Consider the following 19,003-nt stretch of genomic DNA (forward strand, 5'->3'; position numbering starts at 1 on the left):
GTCGGCTACTCGACCCCCTGCCCATCGCCGACCCGGGGCCCCGGGACGCGCCCGGAGGAGGCGACGGTGTACGGCGCACCGAACGCTCCGTCGTAGATTGGTGGCGTGGCTTCCCCCTCGAAGCGCTTCGCGCTGCCCTCCTCGTTGCCCCGCCGCTCCGTGCTCCTCGGGCTGGTCGCGGCACCGCTGACCCTGGCCGCCTGCTCGAAGGACAAGAAGAAGGCGACCCCGCCGTCGACCACGTCCTCGACCACCACGACCACGGCTGCGCCGGCCCCCGCCAAGCCCGCGGTGACGGGCAAGGGCCTGCCCCAGGACCTGCTCGCCGTGCTTGGCACCCTCTACCTCGGCGGCAAGGTGCCGGCGAGCGGCGACGTGGCGTCGGCGCTGGCCAGGCGCAAGGTCCTCAAGAGCTCGGTCGCCGTGTCCGGCACCACGGGGCGCTGGATGGGGTCGACGGTGGCCAGCATCGTGCACGGCAAGGACGTCACCCTGCTGGTCAGGGGCACCTCGTCGTGGGCGGTCGTGGGCGGCTGGTGGCCCTCGATGGCCGTCTACCGCCCGGACTTCCCGACGATGCGGGTGCTGGCCATCGGCTCCGACGCCCGCCCCGGTCAGCCGGTCGAGAAGTGCCGTGGCGACGCGCTGCACATCATCGGCGTCGACCACAAGGGCGTCGGCGGCATCGTCGGCATCCCGCGCGACTCGTGGGTGCCGCTGTCGTCGGGCGGCAACGCCAAGGTCAACGCCGCCCTGGTGTTCGGTGGCGCCAAGGGCCAGGTGCGCACCATCGAGAAGGCGTCGGGGGTGCAGATCGACGGCTACGTCATCACCGGCTTCTACGGCTTCCGCGGGATGGTCGACAGCCTCGGCGGCATCATCTTCGTGGCCAAGCAGTCGCTGCGCAGTGTCGACAACTTCCAGATCGTCAAGGCCGGCACCAACAAGCTCACGTCCAAGACCGCCCTGGCCCTGGCGCGGGAGCGCAAGCACCTGCCCAACGGCGACTTCGGGCGCTCGGCCAACCAGGGCGAGCTCATCAAGGCCGGCATGGTCATGGCACAGAAGCTCGGCCCCGCCCAGCTGGCGCGCCTGCTCGGCCTCATGGGTTCCCACCTGGCGACCAGCCTGACGCCGACGCAGGTGCTGAACCTCTGCGCCAGCCTCTACCTCAGCGACACCGCCAAGGTCCCCAACAGGGTCGTGCCCGGCGCGATCGGCACCCGGGAGGGGCAGTCCGTGGTGCTCCTGGGCAGCCAGGCGCAGAGCACCTTCAGCGACATGAAGGACGGGCGCCTCGGTGCCTGAGGCCCCGGGAGACGTGGTCGTACGGCGTGCCAGGACCAGCGACATCCGCACCATCCGCGAGATCGTGCGTCCGCACGCCGAGTCGCGGGTCCTGGTGTCCAAGGACGCAGTCACCTACTACGAAGCGGTGCAGCAGTTCCGCGTCGGCGAGGTGGGCGGCCGCGTCGTGGGTTTCGGTGCGCTGCACGTGATGTGGGAGGACCTCGCCGAGATCCGCACCCTCGCGGTGAGCCCGGAGGCCAAGGGCCTGGGCGTTGGCTCCAGGCTCCTCGAGGCCCTCGTGGAGGACGCCCGCGAGCTGGGGGTCGAGCGGCTCTTCTGCCTCACCTTCGAGGTCGACTTCTTCGGCCGCCACGGGTTCGAGGTGATCGAGGGCCAGGCCGTCGACCCCGAGGTCTACGCCGAGCTGGTGCGGTCGTACGACGAGGGCGTGGCGGAGTTCCTCGACCTCGAACGGGTCAAGCCCAACACCCTCGGCAACACCCGGATGCTCCGCACTCTCTGAGGTCTTCTCCTTGCCGTGGCGGCCGCCCTCGCGACGTCGAGGTCGCTGAAGCGCCTGGCCGGCGTGGCGACGACCCGCGCCCACTCCGTACGGTGCGTCCGCGCGACCGCCTCGAGGGCGTCGGCGTCGCTCAGCGAAGACGGCTCCGCAGGTCGGGCGTCACGGGTGGTGGGGCGCGGCGGCTCCGGGCCGGACCATCCGGATGCGGACCGAGACGCCCAGCACGACCACCAGCAGGGCCGAGATGACCCCGAACCCCAGCTGTGGGACCAGGGGCAGGCCGATGCCGATGCCGCCACCCACCACCCAGGCGATCTGCAGCACCGTCTCGGACCACGCGAACACCCGCGTCCGCACCGACTCCTCGATGTCGCGCTGCACGACCGCGTCGCTGCTGAGCTTGATGAGCTGGGCGGCGAGCCCGGCGACGAGGCCGAGGACGAGCAGGGTCACCAGCGAGTAGAAGAAGGCCGCGGCCAGGGCGGCGAGGACGTCGGCGATGAGGGCGACCGCGATGATGACGTCCGGGCGCAGCCGACGCAGGGCGTTGCCGACCACGGTGCCCAGCGCATTGCCTGCACCGGCTGCGCCGACGACGAGCCCCAGCACGAGCGTTCCGCTGTGGCCCGGGATCGGGTGCTCGCGCATGAGGAACGCCATGAACAGCGTGAGGAACCCGGTGAGCAGCCTGGCCCCGACGGCGCTCCACAGCGCCACGAGCACGGTGGTCGGCAGGGCCGCCACCCGTGAGCGCAGCCGGCGGCCGAGGCTCGTGCGCTCGCCGCTGCCGCGAGGTGGCACGGGCACGGGGCCGGTGTCCTCGATGTCGAGCTCGCCGCTGCTGGAGTCCACCCGCGACGGCAGCCGGATCGCCAGGACCGTGCCCACGACGTAGATGAGGAAGGCCAGGCGCAGCGACCACTCCGGCCCCACCCTGGCCGCAGCCCCGGCCAGACCGCCGCCCACCGCCATGCCGGCGACCCCGGCAAGGGCGTTGCGCGAGTTGGCGTTGACCAGGCTGAACCCCGGTGGCAGGAGGCGCGGCACCGCGGAGGCGCGGGTGACGCCGTACGCCTTGGACGCGACCAGGCACCCCAGCGCGGCGGGGAACAGCCACGCCGACCCGTCGGTCACGGCCCCGGCGAGCACCCAGCACAGGAACGCGCGCAGGGCGAGCGTCGTGCCGATGGCCCAGCGCCGGCCGTGGCGGAACCGGTCGAGCAGCGGACCGATGAACGGGGCGAGCAGCGCGAACGGCGCCATCGTCAGGGCGAGGAACTGCGCCACCTGTCCGCGGGCCTCGTCGGTGGGGATGGCGAAGATGGTGCCGGCGAGGCTGACGGTGAGGGCCGCGTCGCCCGCGAGGTTGACGAAGTGGAGCTCGATGATGCGCGCGAGGCCGCTCTCTCCGGCTCCGGCGGAGTGCGTGTAGGCACGGGCTCGGCGGGCTCCGGCGCGTCCGCCCCGCCCCGCGAGCCGTGCGCCGGCGACGGTGCCGTGGCCGATCGCCCGGCCGGTGGCCGAGGCGCCACGGCGCAGTACCGTGCCCGCGCGCCGGGCCGTGCCGTGCGTGCCGTCGTGCTCCCCACCGCCGACACCCGGGCCCGCGCTCATCTCAGCTCGCCTCCCGTGCCCCGGGCAGCTGGAAGAAGTCGCGGGCCAGGGGCTCGACGAGGCCGTCGGCCACGAGGGAGTCCAGGCAGCGCTCGCGTTGCAGGGCGAGCGGGGACACCGCCTCGATCTGTTCGCGGGACACGGGCCCGTCGCTCTCGCGCAGCAGCCGCAACAGGGCCCCGCGCATCTGGCGGTCGGTGCCCTCCCACGCCTGCCCGCGCCGTGGCGGGCCCTCGTGCGCGGGACTGCCCGCGAGCCGCCACGCGCACAGGTCCCGGATCGGGCAGGCTCCGCAACGCGGGCTCCGGGAGGTGCAGACGAGGGCGCCGAGCTCCATCACGGCGACGCTCCAGGTGCGCGCCCGAGGTGGCTCCGGGGGCACCAGCTCGGCGGCGGCCCTGAGCTCCGCACGCGTGGGCGACGGCGCGGCATACGCATCGCCGCCCACGGCCCTCGCGAGCACCCGGCGGACGTTGGTGTCGACCACGGTCGTGCGCTGCCCGAAGGCGAAGGTCGACACGGCTGCAGCGGTGTAGGTGCCGACGCCGGGCAGCGTCGCGAGCTCGGCCTCGGTGCCCGGGACCATCCCCCCGAACCGCTCGGTGATGGCGACGGCCGCGGCGTGCAGCCGCAGCGCGCGCCGCGGGTAGCCGAGCCTGCCCCAGGCACGGACGGCGTCGCCGGGTGGCTGCGCCGCCAGGTCGGCCGGCTCGGGCCAGCGCGCCAGCCACTCCAGCCAGACGGGCAGGACACGGGCAACGGGCGTCTGCTGCAGCATGACCTCGGAGACGAAGATGCCCCAGGGCGTCGCCTCGTCGGTGCGCCACGGCAGGTCACGCGCGGCGGTGGAGTACCACTCCAGCACCCGTTCGTGCAGCCGCTCGGGGGCGGCCAGGCTGGTCACACGTAGCGTTCGAGGATGCTCGACTCGGCGAGGCGCGACAGGCCCTCGCGGACGGCACGGGCGCGGCCCTCGCCGACCCCCTCGACGTCCATGAGCTCCTCGAGGTTGGCGGCGAGCAGCTTCTGCAGGCTCCCGAAGTGGTCGACGAGCCGGTCGACGATGGCGCCGGGCAGGCGCGGCACCTTGCTCAGCAGGCGGTAACCGCAGGGGCTGACGGCCGAGTCGAGGGCGTCGCCGCCGATGGCGAAGCCGACTGCCTTGGCGCCGGCCGAGAGGTCGAGCAGCTCGGTTGACGTCAGCTCCTCCAGGGCGGCCATCGCCTCGTGGAGCTGCAGGCCTGCGCGGGTGACCGGCAGGTAGTCGCGGATGACGAGCTCGCGGTCGTTGCCGAGGCCGCCGGTGAGCTCCTCGAGCTGCAGGGTCAGCAGGCGCCCGTCGACGCCGAGCTCGACGACGTAGCCGGAGATCTCGTCGCGGATCCGCCGGACCATCTCGAGGCGCTGCAGGACGCTGGCGACGTCGCGGACCGTGACGAGGTCCTCGATCTCCAGGGCGGACAGGGTGCCGGTGACCTCGTCGAGCCTGGACTTGTAGCGCTCGAGCGTCTGCAGGGCCTGGTTGGCGCGCGACAGGATGGCGCTGGAGTCCTCGAGCACGTGGCGGCGCCCGGCGACGTAGAGCGCGACGATCCGCATGGACTGGCTCACCGAGACGACGGGGTACCCGGTCTGCTTGGCGACACGTTCCGCCGTGCGGTGCCGGGTGCCGGACTCACTGGTCTCGATGGAGGAGTCGGGCAGCAGCTGGGTCGCGGCGCGCAGGATGCGGGTGACCTCGCGGTCGACCACGATCGCGCCGTCCATCTTGGCGAGCTCGCGCAGCCGGGTGGCGGAGAACTCGACGTCGAGCGGGAAGCCGCCGGTCGAGATCTGCTCGACGGTGCGGTCATGGCCGAGGACGATCAGGGCGCCCGTGCGGCCGCGCAGGATGCGCTCGAGGCCGTCTCTCAGCTCGGTGCCCGGCGCCACTGCGGCGAGGGTGGCGCGAAGCGCATCGTCCTCGCGAAGATCCACGTGTCAGTCCCCTTGGTGTGCCGCCGGTCCGGTCTGGCGCGAGTCTAACCGTGCGCGGGCTGCAGCGCGGAGTGCACCGCGCTGCGGATGTCGGCACACTCCACGACCCGCATTCCAGTGGGCACCTGGCCCTTGGTGAGGACCCCGGCGGGCACGTACGCGGTGCGGAACCCGAGCCTCGCGGCCTCGGCCAGACGACGGGGTATGCCGCCGACCGGCCGCAGCTCGCCCGCGAGCCCGAGCTCGCCGAAGGCGATCGAGCGCTCGACCAGGGGGCGGTCCATCACCGAGCTCGCGACGGCCAGGGCGATGGCGAGGTCGGAGGCCGGCTCGGTGAGCCGCACCCCGCCGACGGTCGACAGGTAGACGTCGGAGCTGCCGATCGGCGCCCCGGCCCGCTTGGCGAGGACCGCGATGATCATGGCGACGCGGGCGGAGTCGAGCCCGCTCGTGGCGCGCCGTGGCGTCGGGATCTCGCTCTTGGCGACCAGGGCCTGCACCTCGGTCATCAGGGGGCGGCGACCCTCGAGGGTGACCGTCACGCAGGTGCCGGGGACGGTCAGGGTGCTGCGGGACAGGAACAGGCCGCTGGGGTCCGCGAGTCCCGTGATGCCGGCGTCCGACAGCTCGAAGCAGCCCACCTCGTCGGTGGGGCCGTAGCGGTTCTTCACCGCTCGCACGAGCCGCAACTGGGAGTGCCGGTCGCCCTCGAACTGCACGACGACGTCGACCAGGTGCTCGAGCACCCGCGGTCCGGCGATCGAGCCGTCCTTGGTGACGTGCCCGACCAGCAGGGTGGCGATGCCTCGCGACTTGGCGACCTGGATCACCGAGGCGGCGACCTCGCGCACCTGGCTGACGTTGCCGGCGGAGCCCTCGATGTCGCCGCTGGAGATGGTCTGGACCGAGTCGACGACCACGAGGTCGGGCTCGATCGTCGCGATCTGCCCCAGCACGGTCGCCAGGTCGGTCTCGGAGGCGAGGAACAGGGTCGTGGCCATGGCCTCGATGCGCTCGGCGCGCATGCGGACCTGGGCTGCCGACTCCTCGCCGCTGACGTAGAGGACCGTGCGGCCGCCGCCGGAACGGGCCGCGCGCGCGGCCACGTCGAGCAGCAGGGTCGACTTGCCGATGCCGGGCTCGCCGGCCACGAGGACCACGGCGCCCGGCACGAGGCCACCGCCCAGGACCCGGTCGAACTCGTCGACGCCTGTGGACCTCGCCTCGGCCCGGCGGACGTCGACGTCGCCGATGGGCAGCGCGGGGCGCTCGACCCGGGCGGCCGCGGTGGTGCGGACGGTGACCGCGCCGACCTCGGCCACGCTGCCCCACGACTGGCACTCGCCGCAGCGCCCGACCCACTTGGCGGTGGTCCAGCCGCACTCGCTGCAGCGGTAGCCGCTCGCCCGGGTCGACGTCTTGGTTGCCATGGGCGACAACCTACGTGGCGGCTCCGACAGGCAGGTCCCGCGGGGCCCGGGCTCGCACTCCTGCCCGGACGGACCCGGTCAGGACGACTCGACGACCTGCTTCATCCCGTCGAGCATCCCCTGCCAGCTCTGCGAGAACTGCTGCGCCTGCTGCTCGTCGGCGCACCCGTCCTGGGAGAGGGTGACGACCGTGCCACCCCCGTCGGACGAGGCCAGCTCGTAGCGGACCGTGTGGTAGTTCTCGGGCCGGTCCTCCTGGCCCATCAGCGGGCTGTAGTGGGTCACCTCGAGCACCCAGCCCGGGTCGGCCCGAAGCACCTCGCCCTTGTCCTGGTAGGGCTTGCCGTCCATCTCACCGGACCAGGTGATCGGGCTGCCGACGGCCCAGTCGGTCTCCACGCGGCTGCCCATCATGTATCGGGCCACCTGGTCGGGGTCGGTGAGCGCCTCCCACACGCGCGGCCGGTCGGCGTCGACCTCGACCTGCGCCCTGGCGATCTGTCCAGTCATGCGAACCTCCGTTGGTTGCGGTGCCCCACATCCTGCGCCGGAGTCAGAAGCGGCGCCACCACAGGTTGACGGCGTAGTCGACGCCGGTGCCCTCGTGCTCGGCGAGGATGCCCTCGGCCGCCGTGTCGGGGAACTCGATGCGCACGACCGCCTCGAGGTCCTCGCGCCGGGCGAAGTCCCAGCGGATGGTCAGCGCCTCGCGGGACCAGCCCTGCCGTGCCCAGAACCGCTCGACCGCCAGGGGGTCGTAGGACGGGTTGGCCCGGGCGAACCAGCGCCCGAAGGTCGAGCGCGTGGCGTCGTTGTCGATCACGAACGCCGTCCCGCCCGGCCGCACCACCCGCTCGAGCTCACGCAGCCCCGGCTCGCTCCCGGCCCCGAAGAAGTAGGCCCAGCGCGCATGGGCGACGTCGACGGAGTGGTCCCCGAGGGGCAGCGACTGGGCGACCCCCTCCTCGACGCGCACCCGCTGCATACCGGCGGTGCGCTCGCGGGCCACGGCGAGCAGCGGCGGGTGGGGCTCGACGCCGACCACGCCGGTGCAGCCCAGCTCGACGAAGCGCGGCAGGTGGAACCCGGTGCCGCACCCCACGTCGAGCAGGTCAGCTCCCTCGAAGGGGTGCAGCCGTGCCATGGCCGCCTCGATGACGCCGTCGGGGTCGGCGCCGAGGTTCTCGACCTCGTAGACGTCGGGGGAGTCCCAGATGTTCGGGCTCCGCGTCGGCGGGTGCTGGGGGCCTGTCGGCTCGCTCACTGGCGCCGGCGACCCTCCTGCGCGGCCAGCGTCGCCGGGTGCACCATGAGGGGAAGCATCTTGCGGGAGTAGGCGTTCCGCGCAGCCTTCACGCTCGCCAGGTGGGCCTCGCAGCGCACGGCGAGCTCGGCGTACGCGTCCTCGCCCATGAGCTCGACGAGCTCACCGCGGTTGCTGCGGAAGACGGGCTCACGGCCGACGTGTGCCTCAGGGTTGCCCGAGCAGTACCAGTCGAGGTCGTGACCGCCGGGGCCCCAGCCGCGCCGGTCGTACTCCGTGATGGTCACCTCCTGCCAGGACGAGCCGTCGGGCAGCTCGACCGTGCGGTAGGTGCGCCGGATGGGCAGCTGCCAGCACACGTCGGGCTTCACCGTGTGGGGCTCCTTGCCGTGCAGCACGGCGTGCTGGTGCAACGCGCAGCCGGCGCCGGCCGGGAAGCCGGGGCGGTTGAGGAAGATGCACGCGCCGTCGACGACCTTGGTCTTGATGGCGTCGTCCTCGGGCTCGGTCCAGGCCGAGAGCTTGGTCGACCCGGGGTGGAGCTGCCACTCGTCCTCGCCGAGCTCCTTGACGACCTTCTTGACCCGCTTGACGTCGTCGTCATCGGTGAAGTGCGCGCCGAGGGTGCAGCAGCCGTCGTCGGGCCGGTCGGCGTAGATGCCCTGGCAGCCGTTGCCGAAGATGCACGTCCAGCTCGACGTCAGCCAGGTGAGGTCCACCCGGAACCGCTGGCCGGTGTCGGCCGGGTCGGTGAACTCCACCCAGAGGCGGGGGGTGTCGAGCGGGGTTTCTGGCACGCCGCAACCCTACGGCGTGGTGCCCCCACCGGAGGGGAGGGCCCGCGCGCCACCGGAGGGCAGGGCCCGCGCGCGGCGGCGCCGGGCGACGAGCACCGCCCCGAGGACGACGAACAGCACCACGGCGGACGCCCAGCTGGGCCGGGTGAGGTCGGCGAACACGTCCGAGGCGCCCACCGCCCGCCCGGCCGAGGGGTCGGTCGGGTCGCCCGGCTTCGACAGCATCTCGAGGCCCAGCGGCACGAGCAGCACCGCTGGCACGGCCAGGAGCAGCAGCCCCCAGCGGGAGCCGGCCAGCCGCCCGATCAGCAGGAGCAGGGCCACCGGCAGCAGGGCGGTCAGGCAGGCCATCCCCGACTCGACGTACTGGCTGCGGGACGGGATGTCACCGAAGAACGGGGCGGTGTTGATGCCTGCACCGAAGACCGTCCACGCCAGCAGGCACCACCCGAGCAGGACGACGCCAGCGGTCAGCGGCCACCTGGGCCGGGACGGCCGCGGAGGCGGTCGTTCGGCGAGCCGGGGCTGGGTCGGAGCAGTCGGCATGCACCCCAGTCTGTCCCGGTCTGCACCGTCCTGCGCGACGAGACCCGGTGTGCGGGGCAGCGACCACTAGCGTGGGCGCATGCGCCTCGGGGTGGTCGACGTCGGTAGCAACACCGTCCACCTGCTCGTCGTCGACGCCCACCGCGGCGCCCAGCCGCTGCCGGCGACCTCGCACAAGATCGAGCTGCGCCTCTCCGAGCACGTGACCGACGAGGGCCTCATCTCCTCCTCCGGCGAGAGGGCGCTCGCGGGTTTCATCGCCGAGTGCCTGACCGTGGCCGAGGACCAGGGCGTCGAGGAGGTCATGGCGTTCGTGACCAGCGCGGTGCGCGAGGCGCCGAACGGCGACGAGGTGCTGGAGCGGGTGCACGAGGGGACCGGGCTGGCGCTGCAGGTGCTCACCGGCGAGGACGAGGCGCGGCTGACCTTCCTGGCGGCCCGGCGGTGGTTCGGCTGGTCGAGCGGGACCTTGCTCGTCGTCGACATCGGGGGCGGTTCGCTCGAGCTCGCGGCGGGCATGGACGAGGAGCCGGACGCCGCGGTGAGCCTCCCGCTGGGTGCCGGCCGCCTCACCCGCGACCTGCTGCCCGGGGACCCGCCGTCCGCCGAGGTGGTCCGGGAGGCTCGTCGCGCCATCCGCGTGCGGCTCGCCAGCGAGCTGCGTCCCCTGGCCAAGGCCGGACCCCCCGACCGGGCGGTGGGCACGTCCAAGACGATGCGCTCCCTCGCGCGCCTCACCGGCGCCGCCCCGAGCAGCGAGGGCCCGTACGCGGCGCGCCACCTCGAGCGCGCGGCCCTCGCCGACCTGGTGGGCCGGCTCGCGACGCTGTCGGCCGCCCGCCGCGCGGAACTCCCGGGGGTGTCCGTGGGCCGGTCGCGCCAGCTGCTGGCCGGCGCCATGGTCGCCGAGGCGGCCATGGACCTGCTCGACCTCGAACGCCTCGACATCTGCCCTTGGGCGCTGCGCGAGGGCGTCATCCTCGACCGGCTCGACACCCTGCGCTGACCCCGGCGCCCCGCGCCGGCGGCCCCCTACCGCCATCGCTCGCTCAACTCCGCCCCAGACCGCCGCCCGAAGTCCCGGACTTCGGCTGAGGGCCACGCCCCCCGGCCCGAGGTCTGGGACTTCGGCGCGGGCGCCAGGCGGCGTGCGGGACGGGCCGGCACACCGTCCCGGCGGGCGCTCCCAGCGGCCGTGGGTAGGCTCGTCGCATGCCCTCGGCGGTCTCGGTTCCCGGTGCCTCGGTGGCACTGTCGACCGCCTCGGTCTACCCCGAGAACTGCGCGGCTGCGTTCGCGACTGCGGCCCGGCTCGGCTACGACGGCGTCGAGGTCATGGTCTGGACCGACCCGGTGACGCAGGAGGCCGGCGCGCTCTCTGCCCTGAGCGGCCTGCACGGGCTGCCGATCGTGTCGATCCACGCGCCGACGCTGCTGCTGACCCAGCGGGTGTGGGGGCCCGACCCGTGGACCAAGGTGGACAAGTCGATCGAGCTCGCCCAGGAGGTCGGCGCGTCCACGGTCGTCCTGCACCCGCCGTTCCGGTGGCAGAAGGAGTACGCCCGGGACTTCGTCGAGGGCGTGGCGCTGCGCGAGCACGAGACCGGCATCGCCCTCGCCGTGGAGAACATGTTCCCGTGGCGGGCCCGGCAGCGTGACTTCGAGGCCTACCTGCCCCACTGGGACCCCGTGCCGCAGGCCTACGACAACGTCACCCTCGACCTGTCCCACACCGCCACCGCCGGCTCGGACGCGATGGAGATGGCGCGCGTGCTGGGCGGGCGGCTGGCGCACGTGCACCTCGCCGACGGCCTCGGCTCGGTCAAGGACGAGCACCTCGTACCCGGTCGTGGGCTCCAGCCGTGCGCGGAGTTCCTCGAGATGCTGGCGACGCAGGGGTATGCCGGGCCGGTCGTCGTCGAGGTGGGCACCCGCAAGCTGGGTGCGGAGGAGCGGGAGCTCGACCTCGCGGAGGCGCTCGCGTTCGCCCGCCTCCACCTGGCGACGGCGGCGGCCCCCGCCGTCGGCGGGGTCCAGTGAGCCCGCGCGGGCGGCGGCCCGGGGGCGTCGACACCCGTGCCGCCATCCTCACCGCAGCGCGCGCCGACTTCGCCGAGCAGGGGTACGACGCGACGTCCGTGCGGGGCATCGCGCGCCGTGCCGAGGTGGACCCCGCCCTCGTGCACCACTACTTCGGCGGCAAGGCCAAGCTCTTCGCGGCGGTGCTCGACATCCCTGCCGACCCGGCCGTGCTGATCGGCGCCATCGTGCACGGGCCGCGCGAGCGGGTCGGGGAGGCCCTGGTGCGCACGTTCCTGTCGGTCTGGGACTCCGAGGAGGGCCGGCAGCGGTTCCAGGCGCTGCTGCGGTCGGCGGTGACCCACGACGAGGCCACCCTGATGCTGCGGGAGTTCCTCACCCGCGAGGTCTTCGGCCGGGTGATGCGGGAGCTGGCGCCGGCCGCCGGGCGCAGCGAGGCCGCGGGACGCAGCAAGGTCGCCGCCGCCCGCGAGCTCGAGCTGAGGGCGGGGTTGGCGGCCTCGCAGATGATCGGGCTGGCCGTGATGCGCTACATCGTCGAGCTGCCCGCCGTGGTCGGGGCCAGCCACGACGAGCTCGCGGCGATGCTGGGGCCCACGCTGCAGGGCTACCTGGCGCCGGACGACTGACCACCGACCCTTGTCCGGACCCTCGCCCGGGTCTACTATTCATCGCATGATGAATAACGTCATCGAGGTCGAGGGGCTCACGGTCGAGCGCGGCGGGCGCACCGTCCTGCCAGACCTCTCCGTGGTCGTGCCCGCCGGCCAGGTCGTGGGGCTGCTCGGGCCCAGCGGCAGCGGCAAGTCGACGCTGATCCGCGCCGTCGTCGGGGTGCAGGTCGTGGCCGGAGGCACCGTCCGGGTCCTGGGGGAGCCGGCCGGCTCACCCGACCTGCGGCACCGGGTCGGCTACGTCACGCAGGACCCGAGCGTCTACGACGACCTGTCCGTGCGCGCCAACGTGCGCTACTTCGCCGCGATGCTCGACGCGCCGCGGTCCTCGGCCGACGACGCCATCGCCGCCGTCGACCTCACCGACCACGCGGACGCCCTGGTCGGCCGGCTCTCGGGCGGCCAGCGGTCGAGGGTCTCGCTCGCCGCCGCGCTCGTCGGCGACCCCGAGCTCCTCGTCCTCGACGAGCCCACCGTCGGGCTCGACCCCGTCCTCCGCCGCGACCTGTGGGGGCTCTTCAACCGCCTTGCGGCGCAGGGTCGTTCGTTGCTCGTATCGAGCCACGTGATGGACGAGGCCGCCCGCTGCGACCGGCTGCTGCTGCTGAGGGAGGGGCGGGTCCTGGCTGATGCGACGCTGCCGGACCTCCTCGAGCGCACCGGGACCACCGACGCCGAAGGCGCCTTCCTCGCCCTCATCGACCGTGCCGAGGAGGCAGCCCGGTGAACGTCCACCGCACCCTCGTCACGGCCGGCCGGGTGCTGGCCCAGCTGCGCGCCGACCACCGCACCATCGGGCTGATGCTCGTGGTGCCCTGCGTGCTCATCGGCCTGCTGGCCTGGATCTTCCAGGACACCCCGGTGTTCGACGCCCTGGGCGCGCCCCTGCTCGGCGTCTTCCCGTTCGTCGTCATGTTCATCGTCACCAGCGTGGCGACGCTGCGCGAACGCACCTCGGGGACGCTCGAGCGGCTGCTCACCACCCCGATGGGCAAGGGCGACTTCATGCTCGGCTACGCGATCGCGTTCGGGGTCATGGCCGTGCTGCAGGCGCTGGTGGCCACCGCGTTCGCCGTCTGGGTCTGCGGCCTCGACGTCGCCGGGCCGCTCTGGCAGCTGGTCGTCGTCGCCGTCCTCGACGCCCTCCTCGGCTCGGCGCTGGGCCTGCTCGCGAGCGGCTTCGCCCGGACCGAGTTCCAGGCGGTGCAGTTCATGCCGGCCTTCGTGCTGCCGCAGTTCCTCCTCTGCGGGCTGCTCGTGGCCCGTGACCGGCTCCCCGACGTCCTGCACCCGGTCTCGGACGTGCTGCCGCTGTCGTATGCCGTCGACGCCATGAAGGCGGTGACCACCAGCCCCGCACCGGGCAGCGACGTGCTCGGGGACGCTGTCGTCATCCTCGTCTGGGTGGTCGCCTCCCTGGTGCTCGGGAGCCTGACCCTGCGGCGCCGCACCCCCTGACGGCGCTGGTGCGGGACACCTGCGCGCTGACGTTAGCCTTGGGGGCGGCCTCGGATGGCCACCCCTCGACGTCGGAAGGACCCCTGTGGACGCCAGTGACCTGCTGCGCAACTCCCTGCTCCAGCTCTCCAAGAGCGGGACGGTCCGGCAGGCGGTCGAGAAGGCGCCGGTGAGCCGCGGCGTCGTCCGGCGCTTCGTGCCCGGGGACCGCACGGCGGACGCCGTCGCCGCGACGGCCGAGCTGCGTGCCACCAACCGGCTCGCGACGATCGACTACCTCGGCGAGGACACCACCGACCTCACCCAGGCGATCCGCACCCGCGACCACTACCTCGAGCTGCTGGCGGCGCTCGCCGACGCCGACCTGTCGCAGCACGGCATGGGTGAGGTGAGCCTCAAGCTCTCGGCGCTCGGCCAGTACCTCCCCGGCGACGGCCACAAGATCGCCCTCGAGCACGCCCGCGAGATCTGCCAGGCCGCGGCCAACGCCGGCACGACGGTGACCCTCGACATGGAGGACCACACGACGACCGACGCAACGCTGGAGTCGCTGCGCGAGCTGCGCCAGGACTTCCCGTGGGTCGGCGCGGTCATCCAGTCCTACCTGCGCCGCAGCGAGGCCGACTGCCGCGACCTCGCCCACGAGGGCAGCCGGGTCCGCCTGTGCAAGGGCGCCTACAAGGAGCCGGAGTCCGTCGCCTACCAGTCCTCCGGCGAGGTCGACCAGAGCTACGTGCGCTGCCTGAAGACCCTGATGGCCGGCGACGGCTACCCCATGGTCGCCAGCCACGACCCCCGGCTGCTCGAGATCGCCGGGGCGCTCGCCGACCACCACGGTCGAGACGCCGGCAGCTACGAGTACCAGATGCTCTACGGCATCCGGCCCGAGGAGCAGAAACGCATCGCCGACCGCGGCAACCAGATGCGCGTCTACATCCCCTACGGCGAGGAGTGGTACGGCTACCTCATGCGCCGCATGGCCGAGCGTCCCGCCAACACGATGTTCTTCCTGCGCGGTCTCGCCTCCAAGAACTGAGCGGCACGCCGGCGCCACCGGCTGACAGACTCCCCCCATGGGAACTGTCGCGATCCTCGGTGCCGGTGTCATGGGCGAGACGTTGCTGTCGGGGCTGGTTCGCTCCGGCCGCAGCGTCGACGACCTCGTCGTCACGGCCCGGCGCCCCGATCGCGCCGCCGACCTCGTCCAGCGGTACGGCGTGCGCGCCCTGTCCAACGTCGAGGCTGCGCAGGTGGCCGACACCGTCGTCCTCGTGGTGAAGCCGCAGGACATGGCCCTGCTCGTCGAGGAGATCAGCGACCACCTCTCGCCGGGCAACCTCGTGGTCAGCCTCGCCGCCGGCATCCCGACCGCGTGGCTCGAGGCGCGGCTGCCGCAGGGCGTCGCCGTCGTGCGGGTCATGCCCAACACCCCGGCCCTGGTCGACCAGGGCATGGCGGCGGTCAGCCCCGGCCGCAGCGCCGACGCCGCCCACACCGAGGAGGCGTCCGAGCTGCTGCGCTCGTGCGGCCGCGTCGTGCAGGTCGCCGAGAAGCACCAGGACGCGGTCACCGCGATCAGCGGCTCCGGCCCCGCCTACATCTTCTACGTCGTGGAGGCCATGATCGAGGCCGGCGTCGTGCTCGGCCTGCCCCGGCCCACCGCCACCGAGCTCGTGGTGCAGACGCTGTTCGGGGCCGCCACGATGATGCGCGAGACGGGGCAGCACCCGACGGTGCTGCGTGAGCAGGTCACCTCCCCGGGCGGGACGACGGCAGCCGCGCTGCGCCAGCTCGACGACCACAAGGTGCGGGCTGCGTTCATCACCGCCATGGAGGCGGCCGCCAACCGCTCGCACGAGCTGGCTTCCGGCCATGAGTGACGTGTCGCCCGGCGCGCGCGGGTCCGGCACCGGGCTGGAGGTCGTCCGCGTCGACGGCTCGAACTGGCGCACCTACCGCGACGTGCGGCTGGCGATGCTGGAGGCCGCGCCCCGGGCGTTCTGGACCACCCACGCCGAGGCGTCCGCCCGTCCCGACGAGGAGTGGCAGCAGCTGGTCGGCCGGTCACGCACCTGGCTGGCCCTGCTGGACGGTCGGGCCGTCGGCTCGGTCGGCTCCTTCCGGGTGCCCGACCAGCCCGAGGACGAGTGCGTGCTCGTCGGCATGTGGGTCGACCCCTCCGCCCGCGGGCAGGGCGTCGGCGAGCGGCTGGTGCGCACGGTGGTCGAGGCTGCAGCGGCCGACCGGCTCGAGCGCGTGGTCCTGGAGGTGGCGCACGAGAACACGGCGGCACTGGCTCTCTACGAGCGCATGGGTTTCCGGCCCACCGGGCGCACCGGCGTGATGCCCCACGACCCCTCCATCACCGAGCTCGAGATGGCCCTGGCTGTCAGCGAGCTCCCAGCGGGCTCTTGGTGAACTCTGGGAAAACCCATCTGACCCCGGTGCCCCTGCGCGTGCGAGAGTGTTCCGCATGAGCGACATCACCGTGCGTCGGCTGGACGAGGACGAGTGGGAGCAGTACCGGACGGCTCGCCTGAGCGCCCTGGAGGAGTCACCCGAGGCCTTCGTCGCGACCGCGGACGAGGAACGGGCCTACGACGAGGACTTCTGGCGTGCCCGCATGCGCCGCTCGCAGCGGCTGCTCGCCGAGGTCGAGGGTGAGTCCGTGGGCGTGGCCAGCGTCGGCCAGGCCCAGGAGGGCAACGACAAGGTCGCCGAGCTCTTCGGCCTCTGGGTCGCCCCGACCGCGCGTGGCACCGGCGTCGCCACCCAGCTGGTGCAGGCCGGTGCGGACGTCGCCCGGGCGCAGGGACGCAGCCACCTCGCGTACTGGGTGGGTTCCGACAACGGGCGGGCCGTGGCCTTCGCGAGCGGGTTCGGGTTCCGGCCCACCGACAGCCGGCGCCCGATGCGCGTGCGGAACGGCGACGAGCCCGAGGACGAGATCGCCATGGTCCTGCCGCTCGGGGAGGACCGCGGGACCCCTGCCCTCTGAGCCCCGCGGCTACGGACGTGAGGCGAGGCGGTCGAGCAGGTCGGTGGGGCCGCTGACGATGAGGGTGTCGTGCGCGGTCACCTTGGTCTCCGGGAGGGCGTAGGTGAAGTCGTCGCCGGGGGACTTCACGCCGACCACCGTGACGCCGTACTTGCTGCGGATCTGGCTCTGCGCCAACGTGAACCCGATCGCCTCCTGCGGCGGCTTCATCTTGACGATGGCGAAGCCGTCGTCGAACTCGATGTAGTCCATGAGCTTGCCGTTGAGCAGGTGAGCCACCCGCCGGCCGCTGTCCGCCTCGGGCGAGATGACGTGGTGGACCCCGATCCGCTCGAGGATGCGCGCGTGCTCGGGAGTCAGTGCCTTGGCCCAGATGGTCGGTATGCCGGCGTCGACGAGGTTCATCGCGCAGAGCACCGACGCCTCGACCGAGGACCCGATGCCGACGACCGCCAGCTTGAAGCTGCGGGCCTTGAGGTTGCCGAACGCCGCGGGCTGGCTGGCGTCGGCCTGGACGATCTTGGCCACCTTCCCGAGGAAGGTCTCGGCCAGCTCGTGGTCGCGCTCGACGGCGACGACGTGGTGGCCGAGGCGCTGGAGCTCGATGGCGACGGCCCCGCCGAACCGGCCCAACCCGATGACGAGCACGTCGTCGTCGTACAGCTTCTTACCCACCTGAGCAGCCCTCCGCGGCGTCGTCGACGTGAGGGCGCCACGCTACCGCGTCCCTGCTGGTGGGACCGTCCTGTCCGCTGGGGTGCCGGCCCCGGTAGCGTTCCCGCCATGCCCTCACAGGTGCGGGTGGTCTGGGACCCAGGCTTCACCGCCTACGACTTCGGGCCGGGCCACCCGATGAGCCCGGTCCGGCTGGACCTGACCGCGCGGCTGTGCGAGGCGCTGGGGGTGTTCGACGCGGACGGGGTCGAGGTCTTCTCGCCCGAGGTGCCCGACGACGCGGTGCTCGAGACCGTGCACGAGCCGGCCTACGTGGCTGCGGTGCGCGCGGCCTCCGAGGACCCGGGCTCTGCCGACGGCTCCCGCGGGATCGGGACCGAGGACGACCCGGCGTTCGCGGGCATGCACGAGTCGAGCGCCCGGGTCGTCGAGGGCACGCGCACGGTGTGCGCCGACGTGTGGGAGGGGCGGGCCGCGCACGGCGTCAACTTCTGCGGCGGGCTGCACCACGCGATGCCCGGCAACGCCTCCGGCTTCTGCATCTACAACGACATCGCCGTCGGCATCCAGTGGCTGCTCGACCACGGCGCCAAGCGGGTGGCCTACGTCGACGTCGACGTCCACCACGGCGACGGGGTGGAGCGGGTCTTCTGGGACGACCCGCGGGTCCTGACCATCTCGTTGCACGAGTCGGGGCGAGCGCTCTTCCCCGGCACCGGTTTCGCCGGGGAGATCGGCGGCCCGTCTGCGGAGGGCGAGGCCGTCAACGTCGCCCTGCCACCGGGTACGGGCGACTCCGCCTGGCTGCGCGCGCTCCACGCCACCGCGCTGCCGCTGGTGCGCTCGTTCAAGCCCGACGTGCTGGTGACCCAGCACGGCTGTGACACCCACGCGCAGGACCCGTTGGCCCACCTCGCCCTGTCGGTCGACGCGCAGCGGGCTGCAGCCGAGGCGCTGCACCGGCTCTCCCACGAGGTCTGCGAGGGCCGCTGGGTCGCCCTGGGCGGCGGCGGCTACGAGGTCGTCGATGTCGTGCCCCGCACCTGGACGCACCTCACCGCCATCGCTGCTCACCAGCCGGTCGCGCTCACCGAGCCGGTGCCGGAGGAGTGGCTCGACCACGTCGAGACGCTGCTCGGCCGGGTCGGCCCGCGCCGCATGGGGGACCGTGACCCCGCCGAGGGACCGATCTGGCACCAGCCCTGGGACATGGGCTACAACCCGCACAGCGAGGTCGACCGCGCCATCATGGCGACCCGCCAGGCGGTGTTCCCGCTGCACGGCCTCGACCCCTGGTTCGACTGACAAATCCGACCCGTTGCGGCGTGTCGACTGGACATGGCCGAGGAAGTTTTCCCATTGACTTCCCCATGAGTCACATCTGCCCCTACAGTTCCTCATGCACGAGCGTAGGAGTCCGCCGGAGGGGAAGCCGGCGATGCGCGCGTGCAGAAGATCGAGGTGGACATGTCCAACGAGCGACAGCTCGCCGAGGTGCGGTTCCTGACCGTTGCCGAGGTGGCCTCGATCATGCGCGTGTCGAAGATGACGGTGTACCGCATGGTGCACGCAGGAGAGCTTCCCGCCATCCGCGTCGGCCGGTCCTTCCGGGTCCCGGAGGACGCCGTGCACAAGTACCTGCGCACGTCGTACGTCGACACTGCATGATCTGCTGAGCACGACGACGAAGGGGCGGGCCGGGACTGGTGTCCCGGCC

The 19,003-nt window shown here is 73.0% G+C and carries 22 protein-coding genes; 13 read left to right on the forward strand and 9 right to left on the reverse strand.

Going from position 1 to position 19,003, the window contains the following annotated elements; genetic code table 11:
• The first annotated feature begins 105 nt into the window (after positions 1–105).
• Positions 106–1,308: an LCP family protein gene (locus tag AB4Z02_RS16665; protein WP_441972357.1), complete on the forward strand. Its 1,203-nt coding sequence runs from the start codon at positions 106–108 to the stop codon at positions 1,306–1,308.
• On the forward strand, positions 1,301–1,813 hold the full coding sequence (locus tag AB4Z02_RS16670; RefSeq protein WP_056882092.1) for an amino-acid N-acetyltransferase: 513 nt from the start codon (positions 1,301–1,303) through the stop codon (positions 1,811–1,813). The genes AB4Z02_RS16665 and AB4Z02_RS16670 overlap by 8 nt, the downstream gene beginning before the upstream one ends.
• A 159-nt stretch (positions 1,814–1,972) precedes the next feature.
• On the opposite strand, the gene AB4Z02_RS16675 is transcribed toward AB4Z02_RS16670, so the two are convergent.
• The 8 genes from AB4Z02_RS16675 to AB4Z02_RS16710 all read right to left on the reverse strand — a co-directional run bounded on the left by AB4Z02_RS16675 (position 1,973) and on the right by AB4Z02_RS16710 (position 9,441).
• On the reverse strand, positions 1,973–3,427 hold the full coding sequence (locus AB4Z02_RS16675) for an MFS transporter (protein WP_441972359.1): 1,455 nt from the start codon (positions 3,425–3,427) through the stop codon (positions 1,973–1,975).
• Between the two features lies 1 nt (position 3,428).
• On the reverse strand, positions 3,429–4,331 hold the full coding sequence (locus AB4Z02_RS16680; RefSeq protein WP_441972360.1) for an A/G-specific adenine glycosylase: 903 nt from the start codon (positions 4,329–4,331) through the stop codon (positions 3,429–3,431).
• The gene (disA, locus tag AB4Z02_RS16685; RefSeq protein ID WP_056882093.1) at positions 4,328–5,404 is read right to left on the reverse strand and encodes a DNA integrity scanning diadenylate cyclase DisA; all 1,077 of its coding nucleotides are present in this window, start codon (positions 5,402–5,404) and stop codon (positions 4,328–4,330) included. The genes AB4Z02_RS16680 and disA overlap by 4 nt, the downstream gene beginning before the upstream one ends.
• Before the next feature lie 44 nt (positions 5,405–5,448).
• Positions 5,449–6,834 carry a DNA repair protein RadA gene (radA, locus tag AB4Z02_RS16690; protein ID WP_441972363.1) on the reverse strand — a complete coding sequence of 462 codons (1,386 nt, stop codon included), beginning with the start codon at positions 6,832–6,834 and terminating at the stop codon, positions 5,449–5,451.
• A gap of 78 nt (positions 6,835–6,912) precedes the next feature.
• The gene (locus AB4Z02_RS16695; protein WP_056882095.1) at positions 6,913–7,344 is read right to left on the reverse strand and encodes an SRPBCC family protein; all 432 of its coding nucleotides are present in this window, start codon (positions 7,342–7,344) and stop codon (positions 6,913–6,915) included.
• 43 nt (positions 7,345–7,387) lie between these two features.
• Positions 7,388–8,098 carry a class I SAM-dependent methyltransferase gene (locus AB4Z02_RS16700; protein WP_441972365.1) on the reverse strand — a complete coding sequence of 237 codons (711 nt, stop codon included), beginning with the start codon at positions 8,096–8,098 and terminating at the stop codon, positions 7,388–7,390.
• Entirely contained in the window at positions 8,095–8,895 is an 801-nt protein-coding gene (locus AB4Z02_RS16705; RefSeq protein WP_056882097.1) for a hypothetical protein, read from the reverse strand. The genes AB4Z02_RS16700 and AB4Z02_RS16705 overlap by 4 nt, the downstream gene beginning before the upstream one ends.
• A gap of 9 nt (positions 8,896–8,904) precedes the next feature.
• Complete coding sequence (locus tag AB4Z02_RS16710) at positions 8,905–9,441, reverse strand: hypothetical protein (protein WP_056882098.1); 537 nt, start codon at positions 9,439–9,441, stop codon at positions 8,905–8,907.
• 79 nt (positions 9,442–9,520) lie between these two features.
• Between AB4Z02_RS16710 and AB4Z02_RS16715 the strand changes: the two genes are divergently transcribed.
• The 9 genes from AB4Z02_RS16715 (at position 9,521) to AB4Z02_RS16755 (ending at position 16,611) form a co-directional block, all read left to right on the forward strand.
• Entirely contained in the window at positions 9,521–10,447 is a 927-nt protein-coding gene (locus AB4Z02_RS16715) for a Ppx/GppA phosphatase family protein (protein ID WP_056882099.1), read from the forward strand.
• Positions 10,448–10,653: 206 nt separating this feature from the next.
• Positions 10,654–11,481: a sugar phosphate isomerase/epimerase family protein gene (locus tag AB4Z02_RS16720; RefSeq protein WP_441972367.1), complete on the forward strand. Its 828-nt coding sequence runs from the start codon at positions 10,654–10,656 to the stop codon at positions 11,479–11,481.
• Positions 11,478–12,110, forward strand: coding sequence for a TetR/AcrR family transcriptional regulator (locus AB4Z02_RS16725; protein ID WP_441972369.1), 633 nt, complete (start codon positions 11,478–11,480; stop codon positions 12,108–12,110). The genes AB4Z02_RS16720 and AB4Z02_RS16725 overlap by 4 nt, the downstream gene beginning before the upstream one ends.
• Positions 12,111–12,156: 46 nt before the next feature.
• Positions 12,157–12,882 (forward strand): ABC transporter ATP-binding protein, encoded by a 726-nt coding sequence (locus tag AB4Z02_RS16730; RefSeq protein WP_056882102.1) that lies wholly within the window; start codon positions 12,157–12,159, stop codon positions 12,880–12,882.
• Positions 12,879–13,613 (forward strand): ABC transporter permease, encoded by a 735-nt coding sequence (locus AB4Z02_RS16735; RefSeq protein WP_441972371.1) that lies wholly within the window; start codon positions 12,879–12,881, stop codon positions 13,611–13,613. The genes AB4Z02_RS16730 and AB4Z02_RS16735 overlap by 4 nt, the downstream gene beginning before the upstream one ends.
• An 85-nt stretch (positions 13,614–13,698) precedes the next feature.
• Entirely contained in the window at positions 13,699–14,649 is a 951-nt protein-coding gene (locus tag AB4Z02_RS16740) for a proline dehydrogenase family protein (protein WP_200949167.1), read from the forward strand.
• Positions 14,650–14,686: 37 nt separating this feature from the next.
• Positions 14,687–15,493, forward strand: a complete 807-nt coding sequence (gene proC, locus AB4Z02_RS16745; protein WP_056882104.1) for a pyrroline-5-carboxylate reductase — start codon at positions 14,687–14,689, stop codon at positions 15,491–15,493.
• Positions 15,486–16,031, forward strand: a complete 546-nt coding sequence (locus tag AB4Z02_RS16750; protein ID WP_082589941.1) for a GNAT family N-acetyltransferase — start codon at positions 15,486–15,488, stop codon at positions 16,029–16,031. Before proC ends, AB4Z02_RS16750 begins: the two co-directional genes overlap by 8 nt.
• Positions 16,032–16,086: 55 nt before the next feature.
• On the forward strand, positions 16,087–16,611 hold the full coding sequence (locus AB4Z02_RS16755; RefSeq protein ID WP_056882233.1) for a GNAT family N-acetyltransferase: 525 nt from the start codon (positions 16,087–16,089) through the stop codon (positions 16,609–16,611).
• A 9-nt stretch (positions 16,612–16,620) separates the two neighbouring features.
• Here AB4Z02_RS16755 and AB4Z02_RS16760 read toward each other — a convergent pair whose 3' ends face one another.
• On the reverse strand, positions 16,621–17,286 hold the full coding sequence (locus tag AB4Z02_RS16760; protein ID WP_056882106.1) for a potassium channel family protein: 666 nt from the start codon (positions 17,284–17,286) through the stop codon (positions 16,621–16,623).
• A gap of 108 nt (positions 17,287–17,394) precedes the next feature.
• Here AB4Z02_RS16760 and AB4Z02_RS16765 point away from each other — a divergent pair, with 108 nt between their 5' ends.
• Together AB4Z02_RS16765 and AB4Z02_RS16770 are read left to right on the forward strand one after the other, a co-directional pair.
• Complete coding sequence (locus tag AB4Z02_RS16765) at positions 17,395–18,591, forward strand: acetoin utilization protein AcuC (RefSeq protein ID WP_056882107.1); 1,197 nt, start codon at positions 17,395–17,397, stop codon at positions 18,589–18,591.
• 162 nt (positions 18,592–18,753) lie between these two features.
• The gene (locus AB4Z02_RS16770) at positions 18,754–18,954 is read left to right on the forward strand and encodes a helix-turn-helix domain-containing protein (protein ID WP_056915613.1); all 201 of its coding nucleotides are present in this window, start codon (positions 18,754–18,756) and stop codon (positions 18,952–18,954) included.
• Positions 18,955–19,003 lie beyond the last annotated feature (49 nt).

The sequence above is a fragment of the Pedococcus sp. 2YAF34 genome, from assembly GCF_052114585.1.
GTDB lineage: Bacteria > Actinomycetota > Actinomycetes > Actinomycetales > Dermatophilaceae > Pedococcus.